Source organism: Clostridium sp. DJ247, from assembly GCF_014231265.1.
Map to the genome: position 1 here is coordinate 1 of NZ_JABAIW010000052.1, position 26,239 is coordinate 26,239.

The 26,239-nt window shown below is 33.2% G+C and carries 20 protein-coding genes and 1 riboswitch; all 20 genes read left to right on the forward strand.

The features are described 5' to 3' along the window. Nucleotides 1–228: hypothetical protein (locus HGI79_RS17785; RefSeq protein WP_207725836.1), on the forward strand; the 228-nt coding region annotated here is incomplete at its 5' end. Between the two features lie 482 nt (nt 229–710). Further along, a riboswitch (cyclic di-GMP riboswitch) is annotated at nt 711–807 on the forward strand. A gap of 573 nt (nt 808–1,380) precedes the next feature. After that, complete coding sequence (locus HGI79_RS17790) at nt 1,381–6,561, forward strand: OmpL47-type beta-barrel domain-containing protein (RefSeq protein WP_395939556.1); 5,181 nt, start codon at nt 1,381–1,383, stop codon at nt 6,559–6,561. A 370-nt stretch (nt 6,562–6,931) separates the two neighbouring features. Next, nucleotides 6,932–7,831 (forward strand): NAD(P)-dependent oxidoreductase, encoded by a 900-nt coding sequence (locus tag HGI79_RS17795; protein ID WP_185652027.1) that lies wholly within the window; start codon nt 6,932–6,934, stop codon nt 7,829–7,831. Between the two features lie 636 nt (nt 7,832–8,467). Continuing rightward, complete coding sequence (locus HGI79_RS17800; protein WP_185652028.1) at nt 8,468–9,532, forward strand: HD-GYP domain-containing protein; 1,065 nt, start codon at nt 8,468–8,470, stop codon at nt 9,530–9,532. Between the two features lie 405 nt (nt 9,533–9,937). Beyond that, nucleotides 9,938–10,618, forward strand: coding sequence for a superoxide dismutase (locus tag HGI79_RS17805; protein WP_185652029.1), 681 nt, complete (start codon nt 9,938–9,940; stop codon nt 10,616–10,618). A gap of 3 nt (nt 10,619–10,621) precedes the next feature. Beyond that, nucleotides 10,622–11,014: a zinc ribbon domain-containing protein gene (locus HGI79_RS17810; RefSeq protein ID WP_185652030.1), complete on the forward strand. Its 393-nt coding sequence runs from the start codon at nt 10,622–10,624 to the stop codon at nt 11,012–11,014. 69 nt (nt 11,015–11,083) lie between these two features. Next, nucleotides 11,084–11,419 (forward strand): single-stranded DNA-binding protein, encoded by a 336-nt coding sequence (locus HGI79_RS17815; protein WP_185652031.1) that lies wholly within the window; start codon nt 11,084–11,086, stop codon nt 11,417–11,419. A gap of 181 nt (nt 11,420–11,600) precedes the next feature. Next, nucleotides 11,601–11,939, forward strand: coding sequence for a hypothetical protein (locus tag HGI79_RS17820; protein ID WP_185652032.1), 339 nt, complete (start codon nt 11,601–11,603; stop codon nt 11,937–11,939). 302 nt (nt 11,940–12,241) lie between these two features. Next, entirely contained in the window at nt 12,242–14,161 is a 1,920-nt protein-coding gene (locus tag HGI79_RS17825; protein WP_313885230.1) for a cell wall-binding repeat-containing protein, read from the forward strand. Between the two features lie 37 nt (nt 14,162–14,198). Beyond that, on the forward strand, nt 14,199–17,126 hold the full coding sequence (locus tag HGI79_RS17830) for a DUF5050 domain-containing protein (RefSeq protein ID WP_185652033.1): 2,928 nt from the start codon (nt 14,199–14,201) through the stop codon (nt 17,124–17,126). Nucleotides 17,127–17,269: 143 nt separating this feature from the next. Continuing rightward, complete coding sequence (locus HGI79_RS17835; protein WP_185652034.1) at nt 17,270–17,980, forward strand: hypothetical protein; 711 nt, start codon at nt 17,270–17,272, stop codon at nt 17,978–17,980. 26 nt (nt 17,981–18,006) lie between these two features. Then, on the forward strand, nt 18,007–18,867 hold the full coding sequence (locus tag HGI79_RS17840; RefSeq protein ID WP_185652035.1) for a flagellin: 861 nt from the start codon (nt 18,007–18,009) through the stop codon (nt 18,865–18,867). 666 nt (nt 18,868–19,533) lie between these two features. Then, nucleotides 19,534–19,935: a flagellar basal body rod protein FlgB gene (gene flgB, locus HGI79_RS17845; protein ID WP_185652036.1), complete on the forward strand. Its 402-nt coding sequence runs from the start codon at nt 19,534–19,536 to the stop codon at nt 19,933–19,935. A 44-nt stretch (nt 19,936–19,979) separates the two neighbouring features. Then, nucleotides 19,980–20,414 carry a flagellar basal body rod protein FlgC gene (gene flgC / locus HGI79_RS17850; RefSeq protein WP_185652037.1) on the forward strand — a complete coding sequence of 145 codons (435 nt, stop codon included), beginning with the start codon at nt 19,980–19,982 and terminating at the stop codon, nt 20,412–20,414. Between the two features lie 13 nt (nt 20,415–20,427). Further along, nucleotides 20,428–20,727: a flagellar hook-basal body complex protein FliE gene (gene fliE / locus HGI79_RS17855; protein ID WP_185652038.1), complete on the forward strand. Its 300-nt coding sequence runs from the start codon at nt 20,428–20,430 to the stop codon at nt 20,725–20,727. Nucleotides 20,728–20,744: 17 nt separating this feature from the next. Continuing rightward, nucleotides 20,745–22,331, forward strand: a complete 1,587-nt coding sequence (fliF, locus tag HGI79_RS17860) for a flagellar basal-body MS-ring/collar protein FliF (protein WP_185652039.1) — start codon at nt 20,745–20,747, stop codon at nt 22,329–22,331. A gap of 6 nt (nt 22,332–22,337) precedes the next feature. Next, nucleotides 22,338–23,354: a flagellar motor switch protein FliG gene (gene fliG, locus HGI79_RS17865; RefSeq protein WP_185652040.1), complete on the forward strand. Its 1,017-nt coding sequence runs from the start codon at nt 22,338–22,340 to the stop codon at nt 23,352–23,354. Then, a complete protein-coding gene (locus tag HGI79_RS17870; protein WP_185652041.1) occupies nt 23,338–24,105 on the forward strand; it encodes a V-type ATPase subunit subunit G family protein in 768 nt (255 codons plus the stop codon). Before fliG ends, HGI79_RS17870 begins: the two co-directional genes overlap by 17 nt. Before the next feature lie 344 nt (nt 24,106–24,449). Further along, complete coding sequence (gene fliI / locus HGI79_RS17875; protein ID WP_207725838.1) at nt 24,450–25,757, forward strand: flagellar protein export ATPase FliI; 1,308 nt, start codon at nt 24,450–24,452, stop codon at nt 25,755–25,757. Nucleotides 25,758–25,796: 39 nt separating this feature from the next. Continuing rightward, nucleotides 25,797–26,234, forward strand: a complete 438-nt coding sequence (gene fliJ / locus HGI79_RS17880) for a flagellar export protein FliJ (protein ID WP_185652042.1) — start codon at nt 25,797–25,799, stop codon at nt 26,232–26,234. Nucleotides 26,235–26,239 lie beyond the last annotated feature (5 nt).

The following is a 26,239-nucleotide window of genomic DNA, read 5'->3' on the forward strand; positions in this document are numbered from 1 at the left end:
GGGCGAGGAAATACCCTACAAATTAATTCTAGTGCAGTTATGTCAGATGGAACCTCACAAGATGTAACATCAAGTACCGTTTGGAGTACTAGCAATGTAAATCTAGCTACTGTAAATGCTAGTGGCTTAGTGACAATATTGAATACTGTAACTAGTGGAACCGTATATATTCGAGGAACTTATAACGGTAAGGGAACAGCAACAACCATAACTATTCAAACTCCATAACATAGCTTGTCAATGAAGTTGCAAATCTCTGTAAGGGGTTAAGCACATAGCCCTCAACTTAATATATCTAGTTAATAAAACTTTTTAATAAAAAAGAGGATTATCCCGTATATAGGGTAATAATCCTCTTTTTTTAATTTTAAATGACATATAATTATATATAACAAGAAATCAATGAAAACATATTGATATGATGAGTAAAAGAATAAGGCAACTATTAAGAATATTTCTTTTGTTATTTTTATTAAATTTAAAAAGTCAATACTAACCTCACTAAAATAATTAGTCTTATAATAACATGGCTTGAGGAAAGAGTTTAGATCTTATTTTTATTGTTTGTTTATAAGGAATATGATAGAATTTTAGTATAGATATGTGAATTTATAGGTTACTTTATATAACAAGATAATCTCATTCTATACTTTTATTATATAGTTTATAGGTAAACATTTTAATTAACGTATCTATAAGTAAAATATACTAAGTGAAAAAGGCAAATCATGGGAAACTATGAGACGCAAAGCCAAGGACCTGAACCACAACGATTGTAATTTATGTGGATGGTAGCCGGTTGCCACAAGGAATCATGGTTTTTATCTATGAGCCTTGTTTGAGGTTCATTTTTTACCTATTTCCCTTTTTCGCAATGAAAGGTAGGGTCACATTATGAAAAAACGCTTTTGTATCAAGTTCTTATTTTCAGTATCGTTGTTTTTTGTATTTCAGTTGATGTTTTCTTCGACAAGTGCATTGGCATTAACTACAAATAGCAATATATTGCCTCCAAGCAACCTGGCCTTCCAGCTCATAACATCGGATGATGTAAAGCTTACTTGGAGTTCTGTATATGGAGCTAATGGTTACAATGTGTATGGAATTACTGACGGACAACTGAAACTACTTGGAACCACAACATCGCCAACATCTACAACTTATACTTTTAATAACCTTCCAGAAGGTTCATACACTTATGTTGTATCAACGCTAAGCGCAGATGGTGAATCAGGGCCGTGTGCTCCGATTAATGTTAACATTGTCTATCCTGACATGGTGGCACCGACAACCTTGACTAATACGTTCCAAAATGGTAACGATATTATTTTAAACTGGTCGGCATCCCAATATGCTCAGACCTATAATATCTATGAAATTATGGAAGATGGACAAAAGACATTGGTAACTTCTGTAACAGGACGTACATACACTATAACTAATGCAGCTGCAGGGACTCACACTTATACAGTTTCAGCTGTAAATTCTTTGTACGGCGAATCACCAATTTCAGTTCCTCTGCAAGTGGATGTGGTTTTCCCCACAATGGCAGCTCCTAGCAATGTCACATATAAGATTCAAAATGGTAACGATGTGATATTGACTTGGGGAGCAGTTACCTACGCTAACAGTTACAAGGTTTATGAACTGATTGATGGACAAGAAGTTCTTAAAGCCACAGTTACTTCCGGAACTGCAACGTTATCCAATGTACCGATTGGTGATCATACCTATGTTGTTCATTCGGTAAGTACACGTTTTGGTGAATCATCGGAAGGAAGCCAAGTTTTACTTACTGTGGATGTACAAACTATGCAGGCACCTACAAATTTGACTTATAGCCTGACTAACGGTACTGACATTACTCTGAAATGGGGAGCTGTTACCTATGCAACGGCATATAATGTCTATCAAATTATAGATGGGCAAAAAGTCTTAAAAAGTACGGTGACAGGGACAAACGTTACATATACCAACTTGCCCGTTGGTGATTATGTCTACGAAGTTCATTCTTACAGTGACCGCTTTGGTGAATCCCCAGAAGGAAGCCAAGCTTCCATTGCTTTGGGTGATGTGACAATGGCCCCACCAAGTAATTTCGCTTATACCATTAATAATGGTAATAATATAGTCTTAACTTGGGGAAGCGTGCCAAATGCCACAAGCTATAAGATATATCAGGTCACGAATGGTCAAAAGGTTTTGAAAAGTACGGTGACAGGAACAACTGTAACATATGCTAACATGCCCGCTGGCGACTACAGCTATGAAATTCATTCTTACTCAACTAGCCTTGGAGAGTCATCTGAAGGAAGTCAACTTGTATTCACATTGGTTTTGCCGATCATGCAGCCACCAGCGAATTTGGTACAAACAATTAAAAACGTCACAGACTTAACTTTGAGCTGGGAAGCATCTTCCTATGCCTCTAGCTATAAAATCTATCAAATTGTTAATGGACAAAAAGTTTTAAAAAGTACAGTAACTGGAACAACCATTACGTACACTAACATGACACCGGGAGACTATACCTTTGAAGTTCACTCTTACTCTACTAGGTTTGGAGAATCGGTGGAAGGAAGTACCCTGGTAATGACTCTAAATGGAGAGACAATGCAACCACCAACAAATCTAACCTACAGCATTGTAAATGGTAATGATATCACCTTGAAGTGGACAGCAGCGACCTATGCAACAAGTTATAAAATTTATCAGGTGATTGATGGACAAAATGTATTAAAGAAAACAGTGACTAGTACATCTGTAACTTTTACTGATATGCCTGGTGGTGATTACCACTATGTTGTTACTTCGGTGTCTACGCTTTTAGGTGAATCTCCAAGTGGGGCAGAAGTTACTTTATCTTTAGTTCCGCCAACTATTACAGCACCGAGCAATCTCACATACAAGATTCAAAATGTCAATAGTGTAGTATTGAATTGGGCAGCAGTTACTTATGCTAACAGTTACAAAGTCTATGAGTTGATTGACGGACAAGAAGTTCTCAAAACTACAGTTGCTTCTTTAACTGCAACGCTATCAAATGTACCAGCTGGTGATCACACCTATGTTGTTCACTCTGTAAGTACCCGTTTTGGCGAATCAAAGGAAGGAAGTCAAGTTTCTCTAACTTTAGAGCAGCAGGTGATGGAAGCACCAACAAACCTGACTTATAGTATTGCAAATGGAAATGATATTACGTTGAAGTGGACAGCAGCGTTAAATGCAACCAGCTACCAAGTTTATCAAGTAATTGATGGACAAAAGGTATTGAAAAAAACAGTGACTGGTACATCTGTAACTTTTACAAATATGCCAGCTGGTGATTATGACTATATTGTTACTTCAGTGTCTACGATTTTGGGTGAGTCTCCAAGCGGAGCGGAAGTTACTTTATCCTTAGTTCTTCCAACGGTAGCAGCTCCAAGTAACCTCATATATAAGATTCAAAATGTAAACAGTGTAGTGTTAACATGGGAAGCAGCTACTTACGCTAGTAGTTACAAAGTTTATGAGTTAGTTGATGGACAGGAAGTTCTTAAAACTGCAGTTACTACCTTAACTGCAACGTTATCAAATGTACCAGCTGGTGATCACACCTATGTTGTTCATTCAGTAAGTACTCGTTTTGGTGAATCACAGGAAGGAAGTCAGGTTTCATTGACTATAGAGCAACAAGTAATGATGGCACCGACAAACCTTACCTATAGTATTACAAATGGAAATGATATTACCTTACAATGGACAGCAGCATCATATGCAACCAGTTACCAAATCTATCAAGTTATTGATGGACAGAAGGTATTGCAAAAAACAGTGACTAGTACATCTGTAACCTTTACCAATATGCCAGCTGGTGATTATGCCTATGTTGTTACTTCGGTATCTACGAGATTTGGGGAATCCCCAAGTGGAGCAGAAGTTACTGTATCTTTAGTCCCTCCAACTATGACAGGTCCTAGCAATCTTGCATACAAGATTCAAAATGGTAATGATGTGGTATTGACATGGGGAGCAGTTACTTATGCTAATAGTTATAAAGTTTATGAGTTAGTTGATGGACAAGAAGTTCTAAAAACTACAGTTACTTCCTTAACTGCAACGTTATCAAATGTATCAACTGGTGATCACACCTATGTTGTTCACTCAGTAAGCACTCGCTTTGGCGAATCCCAGGAAGGAAGCCAACTTTCTTTGACTATGGATTACGTAGAGATGATGGCACCAAATAATTTGACGTATAGCATTGCCAATGGAAATGATATTACACTTAAATGGAGTTCTGTAACTTATGCCACAGCATATAAAGTATATCAGGTTAAAGATGGACAAAAATCCTTAGTAAAAACCTTGACTGGTACATCCGTAACCTCTACTAATATGCCAGCAGGAGACTATACTTATGAAGTTAACTCTTACAGCGATAGATTTGGTGAATCTACTACAGGAAGTATAATAAACTTCACCTTAATTTGGCCAGTGGTGCAGCCACCACTTTTGAAAGATACTATTTATAATGTTAATAATATTACCTTATCCTGGCAAGCAGTTAACTGGGCAAATGAATATCGTGTTTATGAAGTAAAGGGCGACACTCGACAATTGCTTTACAAAGGAACAGCGTTGAGTTACAAAATGTTTAATATATCAGAGGACACTCACAACTATGAAGTAACTGCATATAACACACGATTTGGAGAATCTGCTCCTTCAAACAGAATTACTGAAATAATTATTTATCCAGATATGCAGCCTCCAGTGGCAAATTTAAAGCTTTTGGATCCAACCACTGCTTCGATTTCTTGGAATTTTATAACCTACGCTAATGGTTATAATGTGTACGAGATTATAGATGGTAAACCAGTATTACTAACAGAAAATTTAAATAATCTTTCTTATCAAGTCAATAATCTGTCTTATGCAGATCACCAATATTATGTTACTTCCTTCAGTAACTCCTTTGGTGAATCGCAACCATCGAACATTGTTGTAGCAAAACTAATTGTTGATACTGAGCCACCAGTAACAACTGCTAATGCACCGATTAATTGGATAAACAAAAGGTTGTTAGTTGTTAACTTATCTGCAATTGATAAAGAGACTGGTGTTGCAAATACGTATTACTCTCTAAATGATAATACTTTTACAGAAGGTACTTCTATTACAGTAGACAAAGAAGGCGTTAACAAAATCTCCTTCTATTCTGTTGACAAAGTAGGAAATAAAGAAACAGTACAAACAATCTACGTGAAGATAGACAAAACAGCGCCAGTAACTACGTCCAATGCACCAACAACTTGGTCCAAGGAAGATGTTACAGTAAATTTAACAGCAACGGATGCACAAAGTGGTGTAGATAAAACCTTGTATTCCATTGATGGTTCTGATTATTTAGAAGGTACATCATTCACGTTAAAAGATGAAGGCATTCACAAAATCAGTTTCTACTCAGTTGATGCAACAGGTAATACTGAACCAGTGAATACATTAGAAGTGAAGATAGATAAGACAGCACCAGTTACTACTTCAAATGCACCAACAACTTGGTCAAAGGAAGATGTTACTGTAAACTTAACAGCAACAGATGCACAAAGCGGCGTTGCTAAAACATTATATTCCATTGATGGTTCTAATTACTTGGAAGGTACTTCCTTCACTATACAAGATGACGGTATCCATAAAGTAACTTTCTATTCAGTTGATGCAGCAGGCAACATCGAATCGGCAAATACAGCTGAAGTGAAGATAGACAGAACAGCACCAGTTACTGCTTCAAATGCACCAACCACTTGGTCAAAGGAAGATGTTACAGTAAACTTAATAGCAACAGATGCACAAAGTGGTGTAGCTAAAACCTTGTATTCTATTGATGGTTCTAGTTACTTAGAGGGTACTTCCTTTACTGTACAAGGTGAAGGTATTCACAAAATCAGTTTCTATTCAGTTGATATAGCAGGTAGTACTGAATCAACAAATACAGTAGAAGTGAAAATAGATAAGACAGCGCCAGTAATTACAATGGATTTAAATAGTGAATATAAACTTGGTGATACACTACAACTAAACTATACTGCAAAAGATAACCTATCAGGTGTGGTTGATGAAAAAATGATAGTTCTTAGCCCAGGCGAAACAACTGGAAAAGTTGTGGAGAATGGTACCGATATACAACTAGACAAGCCAGGTGTTTACAACGTTACTATTACCGTAATAGATGCTGCGGGTCTTAGCACCACTATCCAAAAACAGTTCGTGGTTTATATCCCAGCTACCATGGAAGTAACACCTAAAGTTATTAAAGGCAATAATGGCGTGTTTACCGTTCGTGTTGACTTGCCTTCAGGCTACAGTACCCAAGGTTTTGACCTTAACACCGCAACACTCAACAGCGTAAAGGCTCTAACGAGTAACAATGGATACTACAATCAAGCAAAGCTTGGTCAGTTTAAGTTTGAGCGTTCAGACTTCACTTGGACTCCATCAGATGTTGAAGTTGAGTTCCGCTGTTATGTTAACGGATATCTGGTAGTTGGTCAAACCACAGTTAAAGTTCAAAAATAACATTTTAATTCCAATCCCCCTGCTGTATAGCAGGGGGATTTTTAGTAGCAAGGCATCCCAAGGATTTGCTAAGAACCACAGGGTGTAAAAATTTATTTAACCGACTGGAATTACAGCTACATCCACAAAAGACTAAAATAATAAACTTATGGGGAGAAAAAGTAGGATTTGATTTTCTTGTCTATGACGCAAATACCTACTAATAAAGTAATGACAAGCATGAGAGTAAAGATTAAAGCAGTATTTTCAAAGAAAGAGGTGATGAGCCTCTGACTTACTCTACTGTAAAATTTGTTTAGTAACGCTGAATAATATTATATTATCAAGGGTATGCTAACTTAGAAAAACATAAAGAATGGAGGCGGTAAAAATGAAAGTGGTAGTAACAGGTGCTGCCGGTAAAATCGGACGATGGACTGTCAGAACTCTCCTTGAGGCAGGACATGACGTCATAGCAACTGATAGATTACTGACAGAAGAATCTGCAACCAAGAGCTTTATTCAGAGTGAACTGCGTAACTACGGACAGGTGTGCCAGCTTATTATGCAGGCTGAAGCAGTAGTACATCTTGCCAACATCCCTTCAGATGTCAGAAATACACCTCAAGCTATCTTTGAAAATAATATGTTGGTTAACTTTAACATTCTTGAGGCTTGTAAGGATTTTAACATTCAGAAGCTAGTATGGGCTTCTAGTGAAACTGTTTTTGGATTCCCCTTTACTTCAGAGCAACTTCATTTCGTACCAATAGATGAAGAGCATCCTCTTTTTCCAAGATCCTCCTATGCCATGGCTAAGGTGTTAACAGAGGAGCTTTCAAAAATGTATTATAACCTTGTGAATAAACAGATAGTTGTATTACGCTTTGCTAATATTTATGAGCCAGACGAGTATACCAAGATTCCAGTGATGCATTGGACTGATGAACAAAAAGACAAACAAAAAATGAATGTATGGGCCTACTGTGATGTCCGTGATGCAGCACAAGCCTGCTTACTTGCACTTGAAAAAGATAATTTAGGTAATCAGGTATTCAATATAACTGCTGCTGATACAATAATGCCGGATCTCAGCGCGGATCTCGTTAAAAGATTCTTCCCAGAGGTTCCTTTTAAATATCCTGTTAATGGTAATGAGACTTTGATGTCAATAAATAAGGCGAGACAAGTACTTGGTTATGCACCAAAGTATTCGTGGCGTAACGTATTAAATGAAGATGGTACACCAAAGCCAATGCCTGAGGATCTTTTTGCCCTTGCAAATGTCTGATCATTATTAGCTTTGGAAATTTGATTATAAAACGGGTATAGGAATATTTTTCCTATACCGTTTCTAAATGTTAGAATAAAAATACTATAGATAACCAGATCTTAAATTTAATTTATACGTAGGGATATATTGCCAATGTTGAAGTCACATTTAAATATTTTTTATTAGTCTTAGCGAAAAATTGAGAAAAATCTTAGAACTTTTGATATGGTTGAAAGCCTAAATGGCTTTCAACGAGCGACTTATCAATGGTAATTGATAAGTTGGTCCGAACTGAGGTACGAGTTTATCAAAGTTCTTAGGTTTTTCTCAAATTTGAGCTTTAGACTAATTAAAAATATTTAACGTGACGAAACATGGTAATATATCCCGGAGTATAAATTAAATTTCGGGCGTGGTTATCTATACGTCATTGGATCTAAGCTTATTTTATGATTCATAAGAATTTGATGTAGAGTTTTTTACACCTTCATAGAAATTAGCTACAGATGTATTAATATATGGAGTTAACCATAAGAAACCAACAGCACAATTCTAGCAGTAATGAATAATATAAAAAAACCTAAAAATAAATTGAAATCTACAAATGTTTGGTATACTATATTCTTAGCATACTTTTAACATTAGAGGTGAAACATGAAACTAGAAGTAATAAATAGATTAAAAGGAGACGAAGTACTAGGGAAAAATATATTTACTAATGATGGCAGAGTACTACTAAGAGCTGGTACAAAATTAATCAGCAGCTATATAAATAAAATGCAAGAAATGGGTGTATTCTACGTATATGTTGAAGATGACAGATTAGATGATGTTCAGGTTGAAGACGAAAATATCAGTAGGTTAAAACAAACTACTCTAGAGAGTATGTCAAAAATGATGAAAAATGTTGGTATGATTTCTGATAAAAAGGGTATGTCAGAATATGTAAAAACCGTTGAAGAGCTTATAGATTATATAGCTAGAGATGCAGATATAAATAAAAGTCTATATGACATTCAAACTAGTAGCAACTTGACCTATGTGCACAGCATAGACGTATGCATCATGGCAACATTTATAGGACACGCTATGAAAATGGATACCCTAACAACTAGAGAATTAGGCCTTGCAGCAATACTTCATGATATAGGGAAAACTCAGTTACCTAAAAATATCATAGATAAAAATGGACAACAAATGACTAAAGAAGAGTTACAACAATATAAGGAACATCCTTATTTAGGAGCTATGATGCTGAAGAAAAACGTTAGAATATCAGAGGCTACTCTTAAGGGAGTGCAATATCATCATGAGAGAGTTGATGGTAAGGGGTACCCTTATGGCATGGAAGGAAAGAGTATACCTAAATTTGCACGTATTATATGTGTTAGTGATGTATACGATACTATAACTAATAGCAAGGACTACAAAAAGGCCTTTAGCCCTAATGATGCCTATGAATTGATATTAGCAGGAAGTGGTACCATTTTTGACGAAGAAGTAGTCCAAGTATTTAGAAATGCTTTCTCTGTATATCCTTTAGGTTGTTGTGTAAAACTATCAAATGGAGTAGAAGGATATGTAGTTAGACAAAATCCAAACTTCCCTGATAGACCTGTTATTAGAGTTATATATGATGTAAATACAAAACAAGATATACAGCCTTACGAAATAGATTTAGTAAGCAGCATTAATTTAGTTATAACTTCATTAGTTTAGTAGATATATTATATAGATGATTAGAACTTAAATTTAACTTATACGTAAGTATATATTACTAATGTTGAAGTCACATTTAAATATTTTTTTATTAGTCTTAGCGAAAATTTGAGAAAAACCTTAGAACTTTAGATATGTTTGAGGTACGAGTTTATCAAAGTTCTTAGGTTTTTCTCAAATTCGAGCTTTAGACTAATTAAAAATATTTAACGTGACGAAACATAGTAATATATACGGTCGTATAAGTTAAATTTCGGGCATAGTTATCTATATTTAAATTTTGAAAGTAAAGGTGAGATAAACAGTTATCCCACCTTTTTTTGTTTGTAATTTCAAAATCCATGGTACATTTTAGATATTGGTAGAATATAAATATTATGAACTATTTTTAAGGGAGATTTATTAATGGCTAAACTAAGTCCTAAATTAAGTCCTAAAGAATATAACTTTTCAACTGTAAAAGGTATAACTATGAAGCAATTACAGGAGCACTATAAGCTTTATAATGGATATGTAACAAAAATTAATGAAATATGGAGTAAACCTATAGATGCAAAGCAATATGGAGAAGGAAATGCTACTTACAGTGAAATGAGAAGTCTCAAGCTTGGAGAGACCTTCGCCCTAGATGGAGTAAAGCTTCATGAATTATACTTTGAAAATACTACAGGTGGATTTAATAATCCCAGTGGGGATATTATAAATTTAATTAAAAGGGATTTTAACAGTTATGAAAATTTTATTGAATATTTAAAACAGGTAGGGCTTTCTATGAGAGGCTGGGCTATACTTTCTATAGAGCCTTTGGATAACAAACTTCACATATTTGGCTCAGATGCTCATGATGTAGGCGCAGTGTGGAATGCATTTCCGCTGCTAATCATGGATGTATATGAGCATGCTTACTTCTTAGATTTTGGAACAGACAGAAAGAAATATATAGATGTTTTTATAAATAATATTAACTGGAAAGTTGTAAACAATCGTCTTCGACAATATTCCATGATTAGAACTGTAATGGAGAGCATAAGAAGTAAGGACAAATTATCTTTAGTACCAATATGGAGTCTTCCAGAAGATATTTAAAGCATGAAAAACATTGAAGGAGATATGGCAATGTCTATTAATGATAAGTTAAAAATTATAAAGATATCTTTGAAGGAAGGAGCAGATTCTGCTTTAAAAAAGTCTAAAAACTTCATTGAATGTTCAGACTTGTCATTGTCTATAGCTTCTTGTGAAAAAGAGATATCAGAATTATATGAACAAATAGGAAAGCAAATTTATGATATGTATAAAGATGGTAAGGATAACAATAAAGAGATTGTTAAGCTCTGTGATAAAATAAAAGAAGTGCAAGAAGAAATCACTGAGTTAAGAACTGATATGTTAAAATTAAAGAATAAAAAGAACTGCAAACATTGCAGTTATCTTATAGATAAAAAAGCTCGGTACTGTGAAAAATGTGGTCGAAAACAATAATTTGCTTGTTTAATTTCACCTAGTTGTGGAAAGAATGGTAGTTAAGAACCCAATTTAGGAGGTAAGAAATTGAATAAAGTAATGTTAATTGGTAGACTAACTAAGGATGCTGAAATTGTAAAACTTGAAAATAGTGACAGAGGAGTAATAAAGTTTACTGTAGCTGTAAATAAGAACATTCCAAACAAGGACAAGGAAAATGCAGCAGATTTTATTTCTGTAGCATATTGGAGTAATTATGGAGATAAAATTCAGCCTTATTTAACTAAAGGAAAGCTTATAGGAGTTAGTGGCAAAATAAGCACAAGAAGTTATGTAGCTAATGATGGCATAAAAAAATACATTACACAAGTAGAAGCTGATAACATACAGTTCCTAGAAGTAAAAAAAGAAAATGTGATTTAAATATAAAAATGACCTGTAACACTAACAGGTCATTTTTATATTTGTGTGTTTGTGTGTTAAACATTGACACTATTAGTGATAAACTGATAAAATATAGTTTATAGATGTAGATTTTTATACTATATATTACATATTTTACATATGTATTTTTATAAGTATCTCTTAAAGGTGGGAATTGAATTTGGATAATAATGAAAAAGTATTAATAGGTAAAGAACTTATAGTGAAAATTCAATCAGGGTTGCATACCATAAGACTAACGACTAAGGATAAAAATATAAAGAAAGAAGCAGAAACATTATTAAAGCTGCTAGAAACTGAAACAACTTTTAATAGTCTATCTTTAGAGGAAAAAATTCTTCAGAAGATGAAGGAAACTAAAGGTACAGATCCTGATTTGAACGCAAATCTATATATATTGCATCGTAAATTAGTAAATAAACAAATAAGTGAACAGCAGGCACTTCAGTTATTGGAAATGTATATTAAAACAGAAGTTAATGAAGGTGGATTTTTTTAATAAGATTTATAAATAATCCTAAGACTAATGTAAAGTAGTAGATTAGTTTTAGGTTTTATTTATTATACAATATTATTGTATAATTAGTAATGTATACAAAAAATAAATAATACTAGCTATAGTTATATTATAATCCCTAGGTGTTAATTATAGTTTATAATTATAAGTTTATATCAAGAAAACTAGAACCATAAACGATAATAAAAAGGAACATAATAAATACTTCTTTAGATATGTGATATAATTTTAAAAAATTTCATAAATATCCTTACAAAAGTAAAAGAAAGGAGTGTTTTAGTCTAGTGAATAATAAAAAAATCATACATGTACTTATGAGTAATAAGTTGGCTGCATTAGTTGCTTCTATAGTTATGGCTGCTGCTTTTAACTTTGGAAAAGTACATGCTGCTAATGTAGTAAATAGATATAATGGTGTTGATAGATATGAAACAGCAGCGAAGGTTTGTGAGGACGGATGGCAGGGCAGTTCAGATTATGCGGTTATAGTTAATGGAGAAAACTATCCAGATGCTTTATCAGCAGCACCCTTAGCTAAAAAATATGAAGCACCTATTCTGCTTACAGGAAAAGATATACTAAACCCTTATACATCAGTACAGATTAACAGACTAAATGTAAAAAATGTGTTTTTAATAGGTGGACAAGGTGTTATATCACAAAGTATAGAGGATGCTCTTAAGGCTAGGAGAATAAAAGTAACTAGAATTGGAGGAGCAGATAGGTATGAAACGGATATTCTAGTAGCTCAAAAGCTTGGTAAACCTACAGAAATTGCAGTGATTAACGGCGAAGATTTCCATGATGGTATGTCTATAGCACCTATAGCAGCATTAAAAGGAATGCCTATTATTTTAACTGGTAAGGATTATATACCTAATACTGTTAAGAAGTATTTGCAAGCTAATAAAAAAATTGCTCAAGCCTATGTTATAGGAGGAACTGACCAAATAAGTGATGATGTTATATCCTATATTCCCAGTGCTAAAAGAATAGCTGATGGTGATGTTTACAAAAGGAACGCAGACATAATAAATGCCTTTCAAAATGAAATAAGCACGGGAACTTTATTTTTAGCATCTGCAAAAGATTTTCCGGATTCTCTTGTAGCGGCTTCAGTTGCACCAAAGACTTCATCACCAATTTTATACATAGATAGTCCAATTTCAGATGCTACAACGAACTTTCTAAGATCAAAAATAGTAAACAACATAAAAATTCTAGGTGGTACAGGAGTGGTAGATTATTATACTCAACAAATAGCAGAAGCACTGCCTTTAAATATAGCTTACGTTGATAACTTTACTGATAGTATATGGCAGGGGCAAAAATACACTCCAAGACCTACAATAATTGTAACTGCCAGTGATGGTACTATAAAAGAGGTTCCTGTTACTTGGAATGTATCAAAGGTAAATATAACAAAGCCGGGAATATATACTATAAATGGGAAAGTTGATGGTACATATAGAACAGTATATACTACACTTGTAGTTAAGCCTTTACCAACTAATGTTGCAGATATTTCAAATCAGGTTAACGTGGGAGATACATACTCTCTCCCAACTACGGTAAACGCTAAAATGTCAGATGGTACTGTTAGTACTGTACCTATAACTTGGGATTATGGAGAGGGAGCTCGACAGACTAGTACGCCGGGAATATATACTTTTTACGGTACTGTTGATAAGTATAATAAAAAAGTAAAACTTATATTAACAGTAAAGGATAATGGCAGCGGCAGTGGTAGTGGTAGTGGAAATGCTAACAGCCCATTTGATAATAGCTCTATTGAGATAGTACAAGGGGAAGCATATAAACTTCCAAAGACTGTGCTTGATAAAATTAGTAATAAAAACGTACCTGTAACATGGAATACAACCAGCATTAATACAAGTAAAACAGGTATTATAAATATTGAGGGAACAGTGGCAGGATCTGCATATAAGGCATATTTGACTTTAATAGTAACTCCTAAGATTGTAGATGTGCCACAAATTGTACAAACTGTTGTTCAAGGAACTTATTACTCATTACCAACACAGGTGGATGCTAAGACTTCAGACGGTACAACTATCAGCGTGTCTGTTACCTGGGATACCCCATTCGTAGATCTTGGTACTCCTCAAACATATTATATTAAAGGTACTGTAAATCATTATAAAAACCCAGTTGTATTGGTACTTAAGGTTGTATCTTACTAGAATAAACAGTATAAATTTTTAAAGAGGTGAAATTAAAATGAAAAAAATAAAGTTATTGGTTGCTTCTGTAGTTATGGCTCTAAGTTTTTCAACAGTTGCATCAGCAGCTTTGCCAGTTAACAGTATTATAATAGGTGATAAAGCATATAGTGTGGATTATATTTCAAAAAATCTGAGCAATTTGAGTGATATATTAAATAATTCAACTCAATACAAAAACATTTATTATGTAAACTCATCAAATAATGTAGTTAACTTATTTGATGGAAGTACACTTTCTGATTTATCAAATCTAAGTAATAGTATAACTTATTATGATTACAATGGAAATAAAACCGTGTATAGCTTTAGTGGAGGTAGTGGAGGAAACTTTAATCAAGACTCAACTAGTTCCGTTGTGAATGCTACAATAAATGTAACATCAATAGGTACCACTATGTATTTTGTAAGTGTGAAATTACCTGATGCTAGCAAGGTTAATGTGGCACCTTATACATTAACGCCAAAATATTTTAAGGTTTATAATAGCAATAATAGCGATTTAATAAAGACTATAGGAACACCTGACACAATAAAAGGTGAAAGTGATGATGCCTATACATTAAATTTAGTTACTACAGATTTAAATATAAGATTACAAATATTGTCTTCAGATAAGGTGCCTATAGCTACAACTAGTCCTGTGAATTTAGGTGCAACAACTTATGTTAATCAAGGGCCAAAGAATGTGGCTTTTAATCTAGATAACTATTTTGTTTCACCAACTAGCACTAGTTATAGTAATAGTAATGGACTAGGAAACTTAAATAACACTGGATTGGCAAGTCAAAGTGGAGGATGGATTTATTATAGTAATGCAGGAGACGGCGGTGGAATATACAAGACAAATGGGGTACAAAGCTACAAAATATGTGAGGACAATGCTAAATTTATAAATGTAGTTGGAGATTGGATATATTACAGCAATTATTCTGATAACCAAAAAATATATAAAGTGAGAACTGACGGCACAGGAAGAAGAATTGTATGTACAGATCAAGCTTCATATGTGGTAGTTTCAGGAGAATATATATATTACAGTTATCACTCTGGTACTGGAGTTGGAAACATAAGAAAAATTAACAAGGATGCACTGAAATCCCCAGGAACTAATATTACTAACGATGAAGCTGAATTTTTAACGGTATCAGGAGATATGATTTATTATGCAAATAAATCTGAGGGTAACTCTATATACACGGTTCAAACTAATGGAGCATCAAGAACAAAAATTTCCGGTGATAGTGCTAAATTTATTACTTTTGCTAATAACCAAATTTATTATGTTACTGACTTAGGACAGTTAAAATGGATAAGTAAAACTGGTGGGAGCTTTGGATCTATACAGGTAAGTAACGGAAGTACGGGTTCAACTGCAGTTATAGCATCCATGAATATAACTAGTGATGGAAAATGGATGTACTACACTGATGCTTCAGACGGAAATAAAATTTATAGAGCTCCAATAGTAAATTATTTAAAAATATCTGGAGATAAATATGCTGATAGCTATGCTGATTTTATAAGTTTAGCAGGAAATAATATTTATTATACTAAAGGAAATTCTATGTTTATTGCAAATGAGCCTAAGATTGCTTCTGGCACAAGCAGTGGTGGACCTGCAGCTTATCAATATACCTCAACACCTGTAACAAAAATTACTCAGCCTTTAAAAATAATATCCTATGATAAAGTAGCAACACCTACTAAAAATGCGGTAGGCACAAACACTAGTAACTTAGAAGATTACTTACCAGATAAAATTACTGCAGTTTTGAGTGATAATAGTGTACATGAAGTGTTAGTTGACTGGGATTTAAATCCAAAGCAATCAGGAAAAGGTTCAACCACACAGTATACTGGTACAGTAGTAGGATATGGTTCTAAAGTTACACTGTCCTTATCTATGGCAAGTGAACCTATACCAGCAGCTTCTGTTAAGGTTATTAATAATGCAGGCTTGTTAGATGATAAGGTATATGTTAATAAAGATGATAAGGGAATAGAAATGTCAACAAAAGCAAACTTACAGTCTGGGGATATAATAAAGATTTATAGAGATGCTTCTAAGTCTGAATTATTGGGACAAGACACTATAATTCCATCCTTAGGGGGAGGTTTACTAAGCTCAATAATTACATTGTCACAAAACAAAACAATAATAGATGATGCAAAATATGTATATGTGACTAGAACATCACCAGGTGTACTTGAAAGTGATACAGTTCAGGTTCCAATAAGTGGAGTGTCAGGTGCTCCGGTGTTTGCTGTAGATCCAAGTGTAATAAAAATAACTAACTATGGTACGTTGCCTAATGGATTTTCAGAAAATGATATAGTAGAAATACCGGCTACTACACAGCTCCAACAGGGAGATATAGTAAATGTTTATAAAAATACACCAAGTGGTAAAGTTAAATTAGCTTCACAAATGGTTCAATATGTACCAGGTTCCGATCCATTTTCTCCAAATAAGTTTGCAGCTACTATATCCATTCCAGCTGGGTATATTGAATATGACACTTCAGCTGGTGCGGATAATAATGTTTATATAACAAAAAGTAATCAATTTGCAGAAAGTGATTGGTCAGCTGCAATAAAAGTGCCATTCGGACAAGGTGTAGCCTTACCGTTAGGGCAGTTAATTGTTTCAGGTACTGCATCCAATGTATCTGTTCGTACACAGTTAGACACACAGTACGAATACTATTATAAGGTAGGAACAACTATTCCAGAACTTGGAGAGAAAATAAGCGAGGTTGATGGTACTCCAATTAATGGGTGGAAAAAACTGGACAAGACCAATCCACAGGTAATTGGCATTGGAAATGGAGACGATGTGTATGTTGTTCAAGTATATATTGATTCAAGCCTAGGTGGAAAAGCATTAAGATGCAGTCATGCAACAGCTGTAGTTACCCCATAAAGTGAAACTTGAATCAGATGGGAGTATTAGAGCCGGTAGTCATCGGATAAATACAATTATAGATAAAAACTTTACAATAAAAACTATTTATTAGCTAGTAAAGAATACTTCTTTACTAGCTAATAGAAAAGGGGAAATAAAGATTGAAGATAAAATACAAAAAGCTTATTCTAGGTTTAGCGTTGCTTGTAATATTCCAATTTGACGCTTTGGGCATAAATATCCCAAAGCTAACAAATTCCAACACAGTTTATGCAGCAAGTACACAAACAGATGAAAAAGTAATTCAACAAAAATTAACTTTAGATATTAATAAAGTTTGGAATATAAACTTTAACCACGATATTGAGGTATACTCTGCAAAAGATTATCTACAGGTTAACGAAGTTAATAACGGTCAACTGGGGGCAGTTGTTCCAGTGACCTTTTCTCAAGGAACTAAATCTTCAATACTAGTAAATCCACCTGCTGGAGGATATAAAAAAGGACAAATGTATCAAATTACTATAAAAAAATCTATTGCAGCCAAGAATGGTAAAAACTTATTCAGAAATAATATTATGAAATTTTCAATTAATGAAGCAAACACTGCTATGGCAAAAGTTGAGATTTCACCAGTGTTGTCAATGTTTAAGGCAATAACTATAAATGCCACTACAAGGTCGGATATAAAGAAATACAAAATTGAGGGCAATGAAAATCTATTTAATATAGGACAAACTTCAGTTAATGTACTAAATAACAAAAGTAGTGTACAAGTTTATTTTTATGGAAATGACGGATATACATTATTGGGAACAACAACTTTAAATGTAAGTACATCCATAGCAGATACTACATTACAAATTCGTTAAAACATTTAATTTTGAGGTGGATATTTATGAGATTAAATCACAATATGGCATCGCTAAATATATTCAGAGCTTCCTCGAAAGCTCTAAAAAATCAAAGTGCTGCTCTTGAAAGGATATCTTCTGGATATAAGATTAACAATGCAAAGGATGGCCCTGCAGTTATAGCTCAAAGTGAAAGAATGAGAATGCAAATAAGGGGACTTCAGATGGCTGGAAGAAATTCTCAAGATGGTATAAGCATGCTTCAAACTGCGGAAGGTGGTCTGGATAGTATGACTAATATGCTCCAGAGAATAAGAGAATTGGTTGTGCAGTCGGGAAGTGGATCTAATACTGTAGAGGACAGAAAAACTATTCAAAACGAAATAGATCAAATGATTGACGGTATGGATAGCATAGCTAATAATACAGAATTCAATGGAAAAAAACTTTTGTACGAAGATAGAGAATTGCAAATGCCAATTGGTGCTAACCCAGGGGAAAGTGTTACTATACAGCAAAAAAATTTAACTTCGTCAAATATAAAAACTACCGATGGAAAAGCATTATACCAAATAAAATCTGGTGAATTATATAATATAACTGATGCAAATAATTTAGATAATGCACTGGGAATAGTAGATAACGCTTTAAACACCATAGTATCTTTTAGAAGTAAATATGGAGCTTTAGAAAATAGATTTGAATCCAGCTTCCAGGACATAAATGAAATGGCAGATAAAATGGAAGGCGCTGACAGTAATTTAAGAGATGCAGATATAGCACAGGAAATGATGGAATTTGCAAAGGACAATATATTGTCTGAGGCTGGAAATGCAATGATGGTACAGTCTAATAAAATTCCACAAGATGTATTAAGAATACTGGAAAATGTACGAAGTAAGTAAATATAGGTATTATAAAGGGGCTGTCTCATAATGCATAAATATGCGATATGAGCAGTCCTCTTTTTCAATGCACTACTAAAATTCCTATTTTTTATCCAAAAAAATTCTAAAAACTATTACTTTTAAAGTATATTTAAGGCTGTTTCAAAACATTTTGTATAATAATTCGTTTTGAGACAGCCCCTTTAATTTATATTTAATATTTAACTTATAGAAACAGATATTGAAAGTTTCCCAGCTAATAATATCTATAAAGTTCTTTTGTATGATGATATAATTATATTCACTTGGGTTGCGGGTATTAAGTATGAAATAATTAATACAATCTGTAAATTTTTGAAAATATATATTATAGCATTTAGAATATATTAATTATATTAAACATTAATATTCTATAGGTTAGAGTAAAACAAAAGATCTACTGAATATATGTAGCAAATAATATGTACCTATTGTATAATAATAGGGACAAAATAGTATTATTGTCATTAAATTAAAAATAGAAATTTGTTTTATTTTTAAATTATTGTTAAAAATAAAAAAAATTATATAAAAATAGCATAAATTCGATTTTTTGTGATAAAATAGTTATATTACAATATATTTAATATAAAGTATAATTACATTTAAAATATATTTTACTTAGTAGGCTTAGGAGATGATAAGTTGAATATTAATAACAAAACTGTGGATCAGGTAACTTATAATTTGTTAAAAAAAGGACTGAACGCTTCTTCTCTTAGAAGTAAGGCCATTGCAAATAATGTAGCTAATATTAATACAAAGGGATATAAGCGACAATATGTTACCTTTGAAGACACATTGAAACAGAATATGGATAACATAGAATTAAAAACTACCAGTTCTAAACATATGAATGATACAGCGGAATATGGTGACATAAAATTACATACTGATAACGCAACTAGTATGAGACAAGACAGCAATAATGTAGATATAGATAAAGAAATGGTAGATGAAGCAGCAAATACATTGATGTATAATGCATTAATAACTCAGGTAAACAGTAGACTATCTATGGAAAAATATGTAGTTAATGGTAGATAAAGAGCAGGTAGTCATAGGATAAAATATGAGAGGAGATAAAATTAATGCTTAATGCTTTTAATAATTTAAGGATAAGTGCTAGTGGTCTTTCTGCAGAAAGACTCAGGATGGATACTATTTCATCAAATATAGCAAATGTTAACACAACTAAGGGTGCAGATGGGAAGCCCTATAGGAGAAAGATTGCCGTATTTCAAGAGAACTTACAACAGGAACTAAACAAAAAAACAGGAAAGTATGAGAATAATTATATGGGAGTAAAAGCAGTAGGAATCAAAGAAGATAATTCTCCACTGAGAAGAGTATATGATCCATCTAATCCAGATGCTGATGCAGAAGGATATGTGTCCATGCCTAATGTTAATATTTTAAATGAAATGGCAGATATGATTGTAGCAACAAGAACTTATGAAGCTAATGTTAATGCCATTAATTCAGAAAAAAGTATGTTTTCAAAAGCATTAGAAATCGGAAGATAAGGAGATTTAGTATATGAGAATAAATGAGTTTGTTCCTGATGAAAGTATTTTTAGTAAATTAGCAAAAAGTCAAAAAGATGAAAAAAATGCAGATGTAAACTTTGGAGATTTTTTGAAACAAAAATTAGACCAAGTTAATGATGAACAAATCCAAGCTGATAACACAACTAAGGAATTCATCCAAGGGGATAGCGTGGACATACATAAGGTTATGTTAGATACTGAAGAAGCCAAAATGTCTTTAGAGCTTGCAGTGCAAGTTAGAAATAAATTCGTGGAGGCCTATCAAGAATTAAGTAGGACACAGTTGTAGTAAGGAGTGCTAGATTAATGGATAAGCTATCACAGGCATTTAAAAACTTAATAGAAAAGTGGAAGAACTTAAATAAAACAAGAAAGATAGCTTTTAGTGTATTTTTTGCAGGAATTATAGCCGCTTTAATATTTTTAAGTGTATCACTAGGATCAACAAAATATGAAGTGCTTTTTTCAAATATGGATCCAAGTGATGCTGCAGCTGTTTATAAAAAGCTGCAAGATGATAAAGTAGATGCCAAGGTAAGTGGGAACTCTATATTAGTGCCTAAGGATCAGGTGGATAAGTTAAGAATGCAGATGCTATCGGAAGTATCACTGACCTATGGTAGTCAGGGCTTTGAACTGTTAGACAAAAGCAAGCTGGGATCTACAGATGCAGAGCTTAAAATAAATTATCAAAGAGCACTTCAAGGAGAATTAGAAAGAACTATCAAGAGCTTTCCTGAGGTTGAAAATGCCAGAGTTCACCTTGTGATGCCAGATGATACACAATTTGTTAAAGATACACAGCCAGGCAAGGCTTCTGTAACTCTTAAGCTAAAACCGGGACAAAAGCTAACTCAAGATCAAGTAAAAGCAGTGGTTTCCCTAATATCAGGTAGCGTTAAGAATATACCTAATGAAAATGTAGAAGTTATAGATAATAATATGACTCTTTTATCTAAGGATTTATTTACAAATAAAAAGGATTTAAGTGATTCAACTACTTCTGTGGATAAGCAGCAGCAATTAAAGCAGCAATATCAAAATGATATGGAAAAAAAGGTTTTAGATATGTTAGGAGCTATATACGGTAGAGATAAAGTAAAAGTTAAAATAAATGCAGATTTAGATTTTGATGCTGTACAACAGGATTCTACCACTTATGACCCGAAAAGTGTAGTAGTTAGTAATCACAGTATAAAGGATAGTTCCACAACCTTAGGGACAAATACTGCTAATAGCCCTGTAGATAATAATATGACCACTAACACTACCACAAATACTACTAACAATAATGGAGTTTCAACTCATGAAGAAAGTACTACAAACTATGATGTTCCAAATGTTAAACAACAAACTATAAAGGCTCCAGGTGCTGTTAAAAGACTAACAGCTTCAGTAGCTTTGGATGGTAATGTTGATGCTGCTACAAAAGCTGCCATAAATAATCTTGTGGTATCAGCCATAGGGTATGATACCACAAGAGGAGATAGTATAAGTGTAGAAGGTATTCCCTTTGACACTACGCTTAAAGATAATGCTAAAAATGATTTAGATGCAATGAACAAAGCAGCTGACCAAGCTCAAAGGAATAAATTATATGCAATAATTGGTGCAATTGCATTGGTACTTATTATTGCATTGCTAATATTTATTTGGAGAAGAAGAAAAAATAGAGAAGATGATTTACTGGAGCAGGATATTCAGCCTCAGGGTATAGATGTAATCATTGATGATAATGAAGAAACAGCTAAGCATCCTAAGTTTAAACCTATAGATCTTGATGAAGAAAATGAGAAAACCCATTTGGAAAATGAAATAAAGAAATATGCTAAAGAAAAACCAGAACAGGTGGCTGATATTGTTAAATCTTGGTTAGCAGAGGATGAGAGGTGATAAATAATGGCTAAAGATGTTCAAGGCCTTACTGGAGTTCAAAAAGCAGCCATATTATTTATAACTATTGGTCCAGAAGCTTCTGCAAATATAATTAAAAAATTACCGGAATCAGAGATTCAAAAAATAACTTATGAAATTGCCAACATTACAGCAGTAAAATCTGATCAAAAACAGGGAATTTTGCAGGAATTCATAGAGATGAATAAAGCTAAAGATTATCTAACTGAAGGTGGACTAGGCTATGCTAGAGACTTACTATCCAAAGCTTTAGGAAACCAAAGAGCCATGGAGATATTAGATAAAGTTACTGAAGCTACTCAACAATTTAGACCTTTTGCTATAGCTAGAAAAGCGGATGCTAATCAACTACTAAATATTATAAATAATGAGCATCCTCAAACAATAGCATTGGTATTATGTTATCTTCAACCTGATAAGTCAGCACAAATTTTATCTGCTTTATCAGAAGATGTTCAAGCTGAAGTAGCTTATAGAATTGCCAATATGAGTAATACCTCACCAATAGTTGTAAAGGAAATTGAAAAAGTATTAGATGATAAACTATCATCTGTTGTTAAATCTGATATGAAAGTAATAGGTGGAGTACAAACCCTTGTTGATATTCTTAACCAAGTTGATAGAACTACTGAGAAAAACATTACAGAGGGCTTGGAAAAAGAAGATGCAGAATTGGCAGAAAAAATTAAAGAATCTATGTTTGTATTTGAAGATATTATTACTCTGGATGATGTTTCTATTCAAAGAGTTCTTAGAGAAGTTGAAAATAAAGAGCTGGCATTGGCACTTAAGGGATGTTCAGAAGAAGTGGCAAATGCTATATATAGAAATCAATCCAAAAGAGCTGCTGCTGCATTAAAAGAAGATATAGAATTCTTAGGTCCTGTAAGGCTTATGGATGTAGAAAAGGCTCAACAAAGAATTGTAAGTATTATAAGAAGATTGGATGAAGCCGGAGAAATAGTTTTATCAAGAGGTGGCGAAGATGCAATCATCGTATAAGGTTATAAAAAACTTTAACGTAGTAAAAGAAGGTTCTAAAGAAATAGAAACAAAATTTTATAATAAAGAAGAAATATTTCAAAAAGAACTGACTGAAACTAATGCTAGAAACTTTATTGATAGTTATGAAGAATTAGCAAAGACAATGATTGAAAATGCCCGCAGACAATCTGATTCAATTCTTTCTGCAGCTTATGCTGAAGCAGAAAGAATTGAAAAAGAGGCTTATGAAAAAGGTTATGGTAGTGGTATGGAACAAGGCTATGCTGATGGGGTTAATAAAGCTTATGAAGAAGGATATGAGAAAAATGTTCAGAAAGCTTTAATAGAAGCAGAAGCCATAAAAAATAACGCTGACAATATATTAAACACGTGCATTGAAGAAAAAGAAATTTATATAAAAAATAAAGAAAATGAGATAAAATTATTAATAGAAAAATGTATTGAGAGCATTTTAAAGAGAGAAGTAAAAGATAAAGAAGGTTTAAATAGTATAGTTTTTAATGCTATGTCGGAGGTTAAAAATAGTAAAACCTTTATAATTAAAGCTAAGAAAATTTACTGCGATGAATTTAAAAATCAAGTGGATATATGGAAAGAACAACTTCCTTTTAAAGGAGATATATTCATAGTACCAGACGAGTTTATACAAGAAGGAAGCGTAATTATAGAAAGAGATAACGGTAAAATAGAAGCAGGTATAGATATTGCTATGGAAAAGGTGAGAGAGATAGTTTATAGTGGGGAATAACTAGTAACTAGTAACTAGTAACTAGTAACTAGAAACTAGTAACTAGAAACTAGAAACTAGTAACTAGAAACTAGAAACTAGAAACTAGAAACTAGTAACTAGAAACTAGAAACTAGAAACTAGTAACTAGAAACTAGAAACTAGTAACTAGTAACTAGAAACTAGTAACTAGAAACTAGAAACTAGAAACTAGAAACTAGTAACTAGAAATTAGTAACTAGAAACTAGAAACTAGAAACTAGTAACTAGAAATTAGAAACTAGTAACTAGAAACCAGTAACTAGAAACTAGAAACTAGTAACTAGAAACTAGAAACTAGTTACTAAATTCAGGAGTGTATCTTAATGATTAACCTAAATTTTGATATCATGAACAAAAAAATACAAGAAACTAATTTTACCTACTCCGAGGGTGTAGTAAAGAAAGTAATAGGACTTACAGTTGAAGTGGAAGGTATAAAATCCTTTGTAGGGGAAGTTTGTACAATATATAATGAAAAAAACCATCCAATTACTTGTGAAGTAGTTGGATTTAAAGAAAATGATGTGATTTTAATGCCCTTAGGTGAACTGATAGGTATAGCTCCAGGCTGTAGGGTAGTTCCAGAAGGCAAACCATTAAGTGTAAAGTGTTCTGATGAACTATTTGGAAAGATACTTGATGGTCTTGGAAATTCCTTAGATGGTGACCAACTTACTTCAGGAATACTGTACCCGTTAGATACAGAACCTCCAGATCCACTTAAAAGAAAAAGAATTAAGGATATTATTCCTACTGGTATTAGAGCAATTGACGGTTTTATTACCTGTGGAGAAGGACAAAGAATTGGTATTTTTGCAGGAAGTGGAGTTGGTAAAAGTACAACCTTAGGTATGATTGCGAGATATGCCCAGGCAGATGTAAATGTTATAGCACTCATAGGCGAAAGAGGAAGAGAGGTTATGGATTTTATTGAAAGGGACTTAGGAGAAGAAGGTCTTAAGAAATCTATAATAGTATGTGCTACATCAGATAAACCTGCCTTAGTTAGATTAAAAGGAGCCTTTACAGCTACAGCTATTGCAGAATATTTCAGAGATAAAGGAAAGAAAGTAATTTTAATGATGGATTCCGTCACTAGATTTGCTATGGCACAAAGAGAAATAGGACTAGCTATAGGAGAACCTCCAGCTACAAAAGGTTATACTCCCTCAGTTTTCGCAAAGTTACCAAGACTAATGGAAAGGTCTGGAATGTCTGATAAAGGATCTATTACAGCTTTCTATACAGTTTTAGTAGATGGTGATGACTTTAATGAACCAATAGCAGATGCCGTAAGAGGTATATTGGATGGACACATTGTTTTATCCCGTGCCTTAGCAGGTAAAAATCATTATCCCGCAATAGATGTATTAAATAGCATAAGTAGACTTATGTCTGAAATAGCTGATGACAACCATAAAAAAATAGCTTCTTTTGCAAGAGACCTTTTAGCAACTTATAAAAATTCAGAAGACTTAATAAATATAGGGGCTTATGTAAAAGGTAGTAATAAAAAAATTGACCTAGCAATACAGTACAATGATGAAATAACAAATTACCTAAAACAAGGAATGAAAGAACATTTAAGCTTTAATGACAGTATTGAACACTTAGAAGGTATATTTAATTAAAGCATATGTAGAATTTTGTTATGGAAGTGAAGGGGTAAAATGGATCAGTATCAATTCAGACTACAAAGACTTCTTGACATAAGATTAGATAAAGAAGAAGAAAGCAAAAGAAGTTTTAGACAAGCTCAAGAAGAAAAGTTAAAGGTAGAAAACAAACTTAATACACTTAAAGAAAATTATGAAAAACATAGAAATATACAAAATTCTCAATCGGTTATTGAGAGCAAAATAAGACACTTATACTTGAATGCTATAAATTATAACATAAATGAAGCTATAGATGAACTTGAAAAAAAAGAGAAAATTTTAAATGACAGAAGAAATGACTTAAAACAAAAACAGATTGATAGAAAAACTGTAGAATCCTTAAAGGATAAAGAGTTTCAAGCTTTTTTAAAAGAGAATGAGTTAAAAGAGCAGAAAATGAATGATGAATTTGCTCTTTATGCCTTTGTAAGAAACTTTGAAAGGAGGTGAAAAGT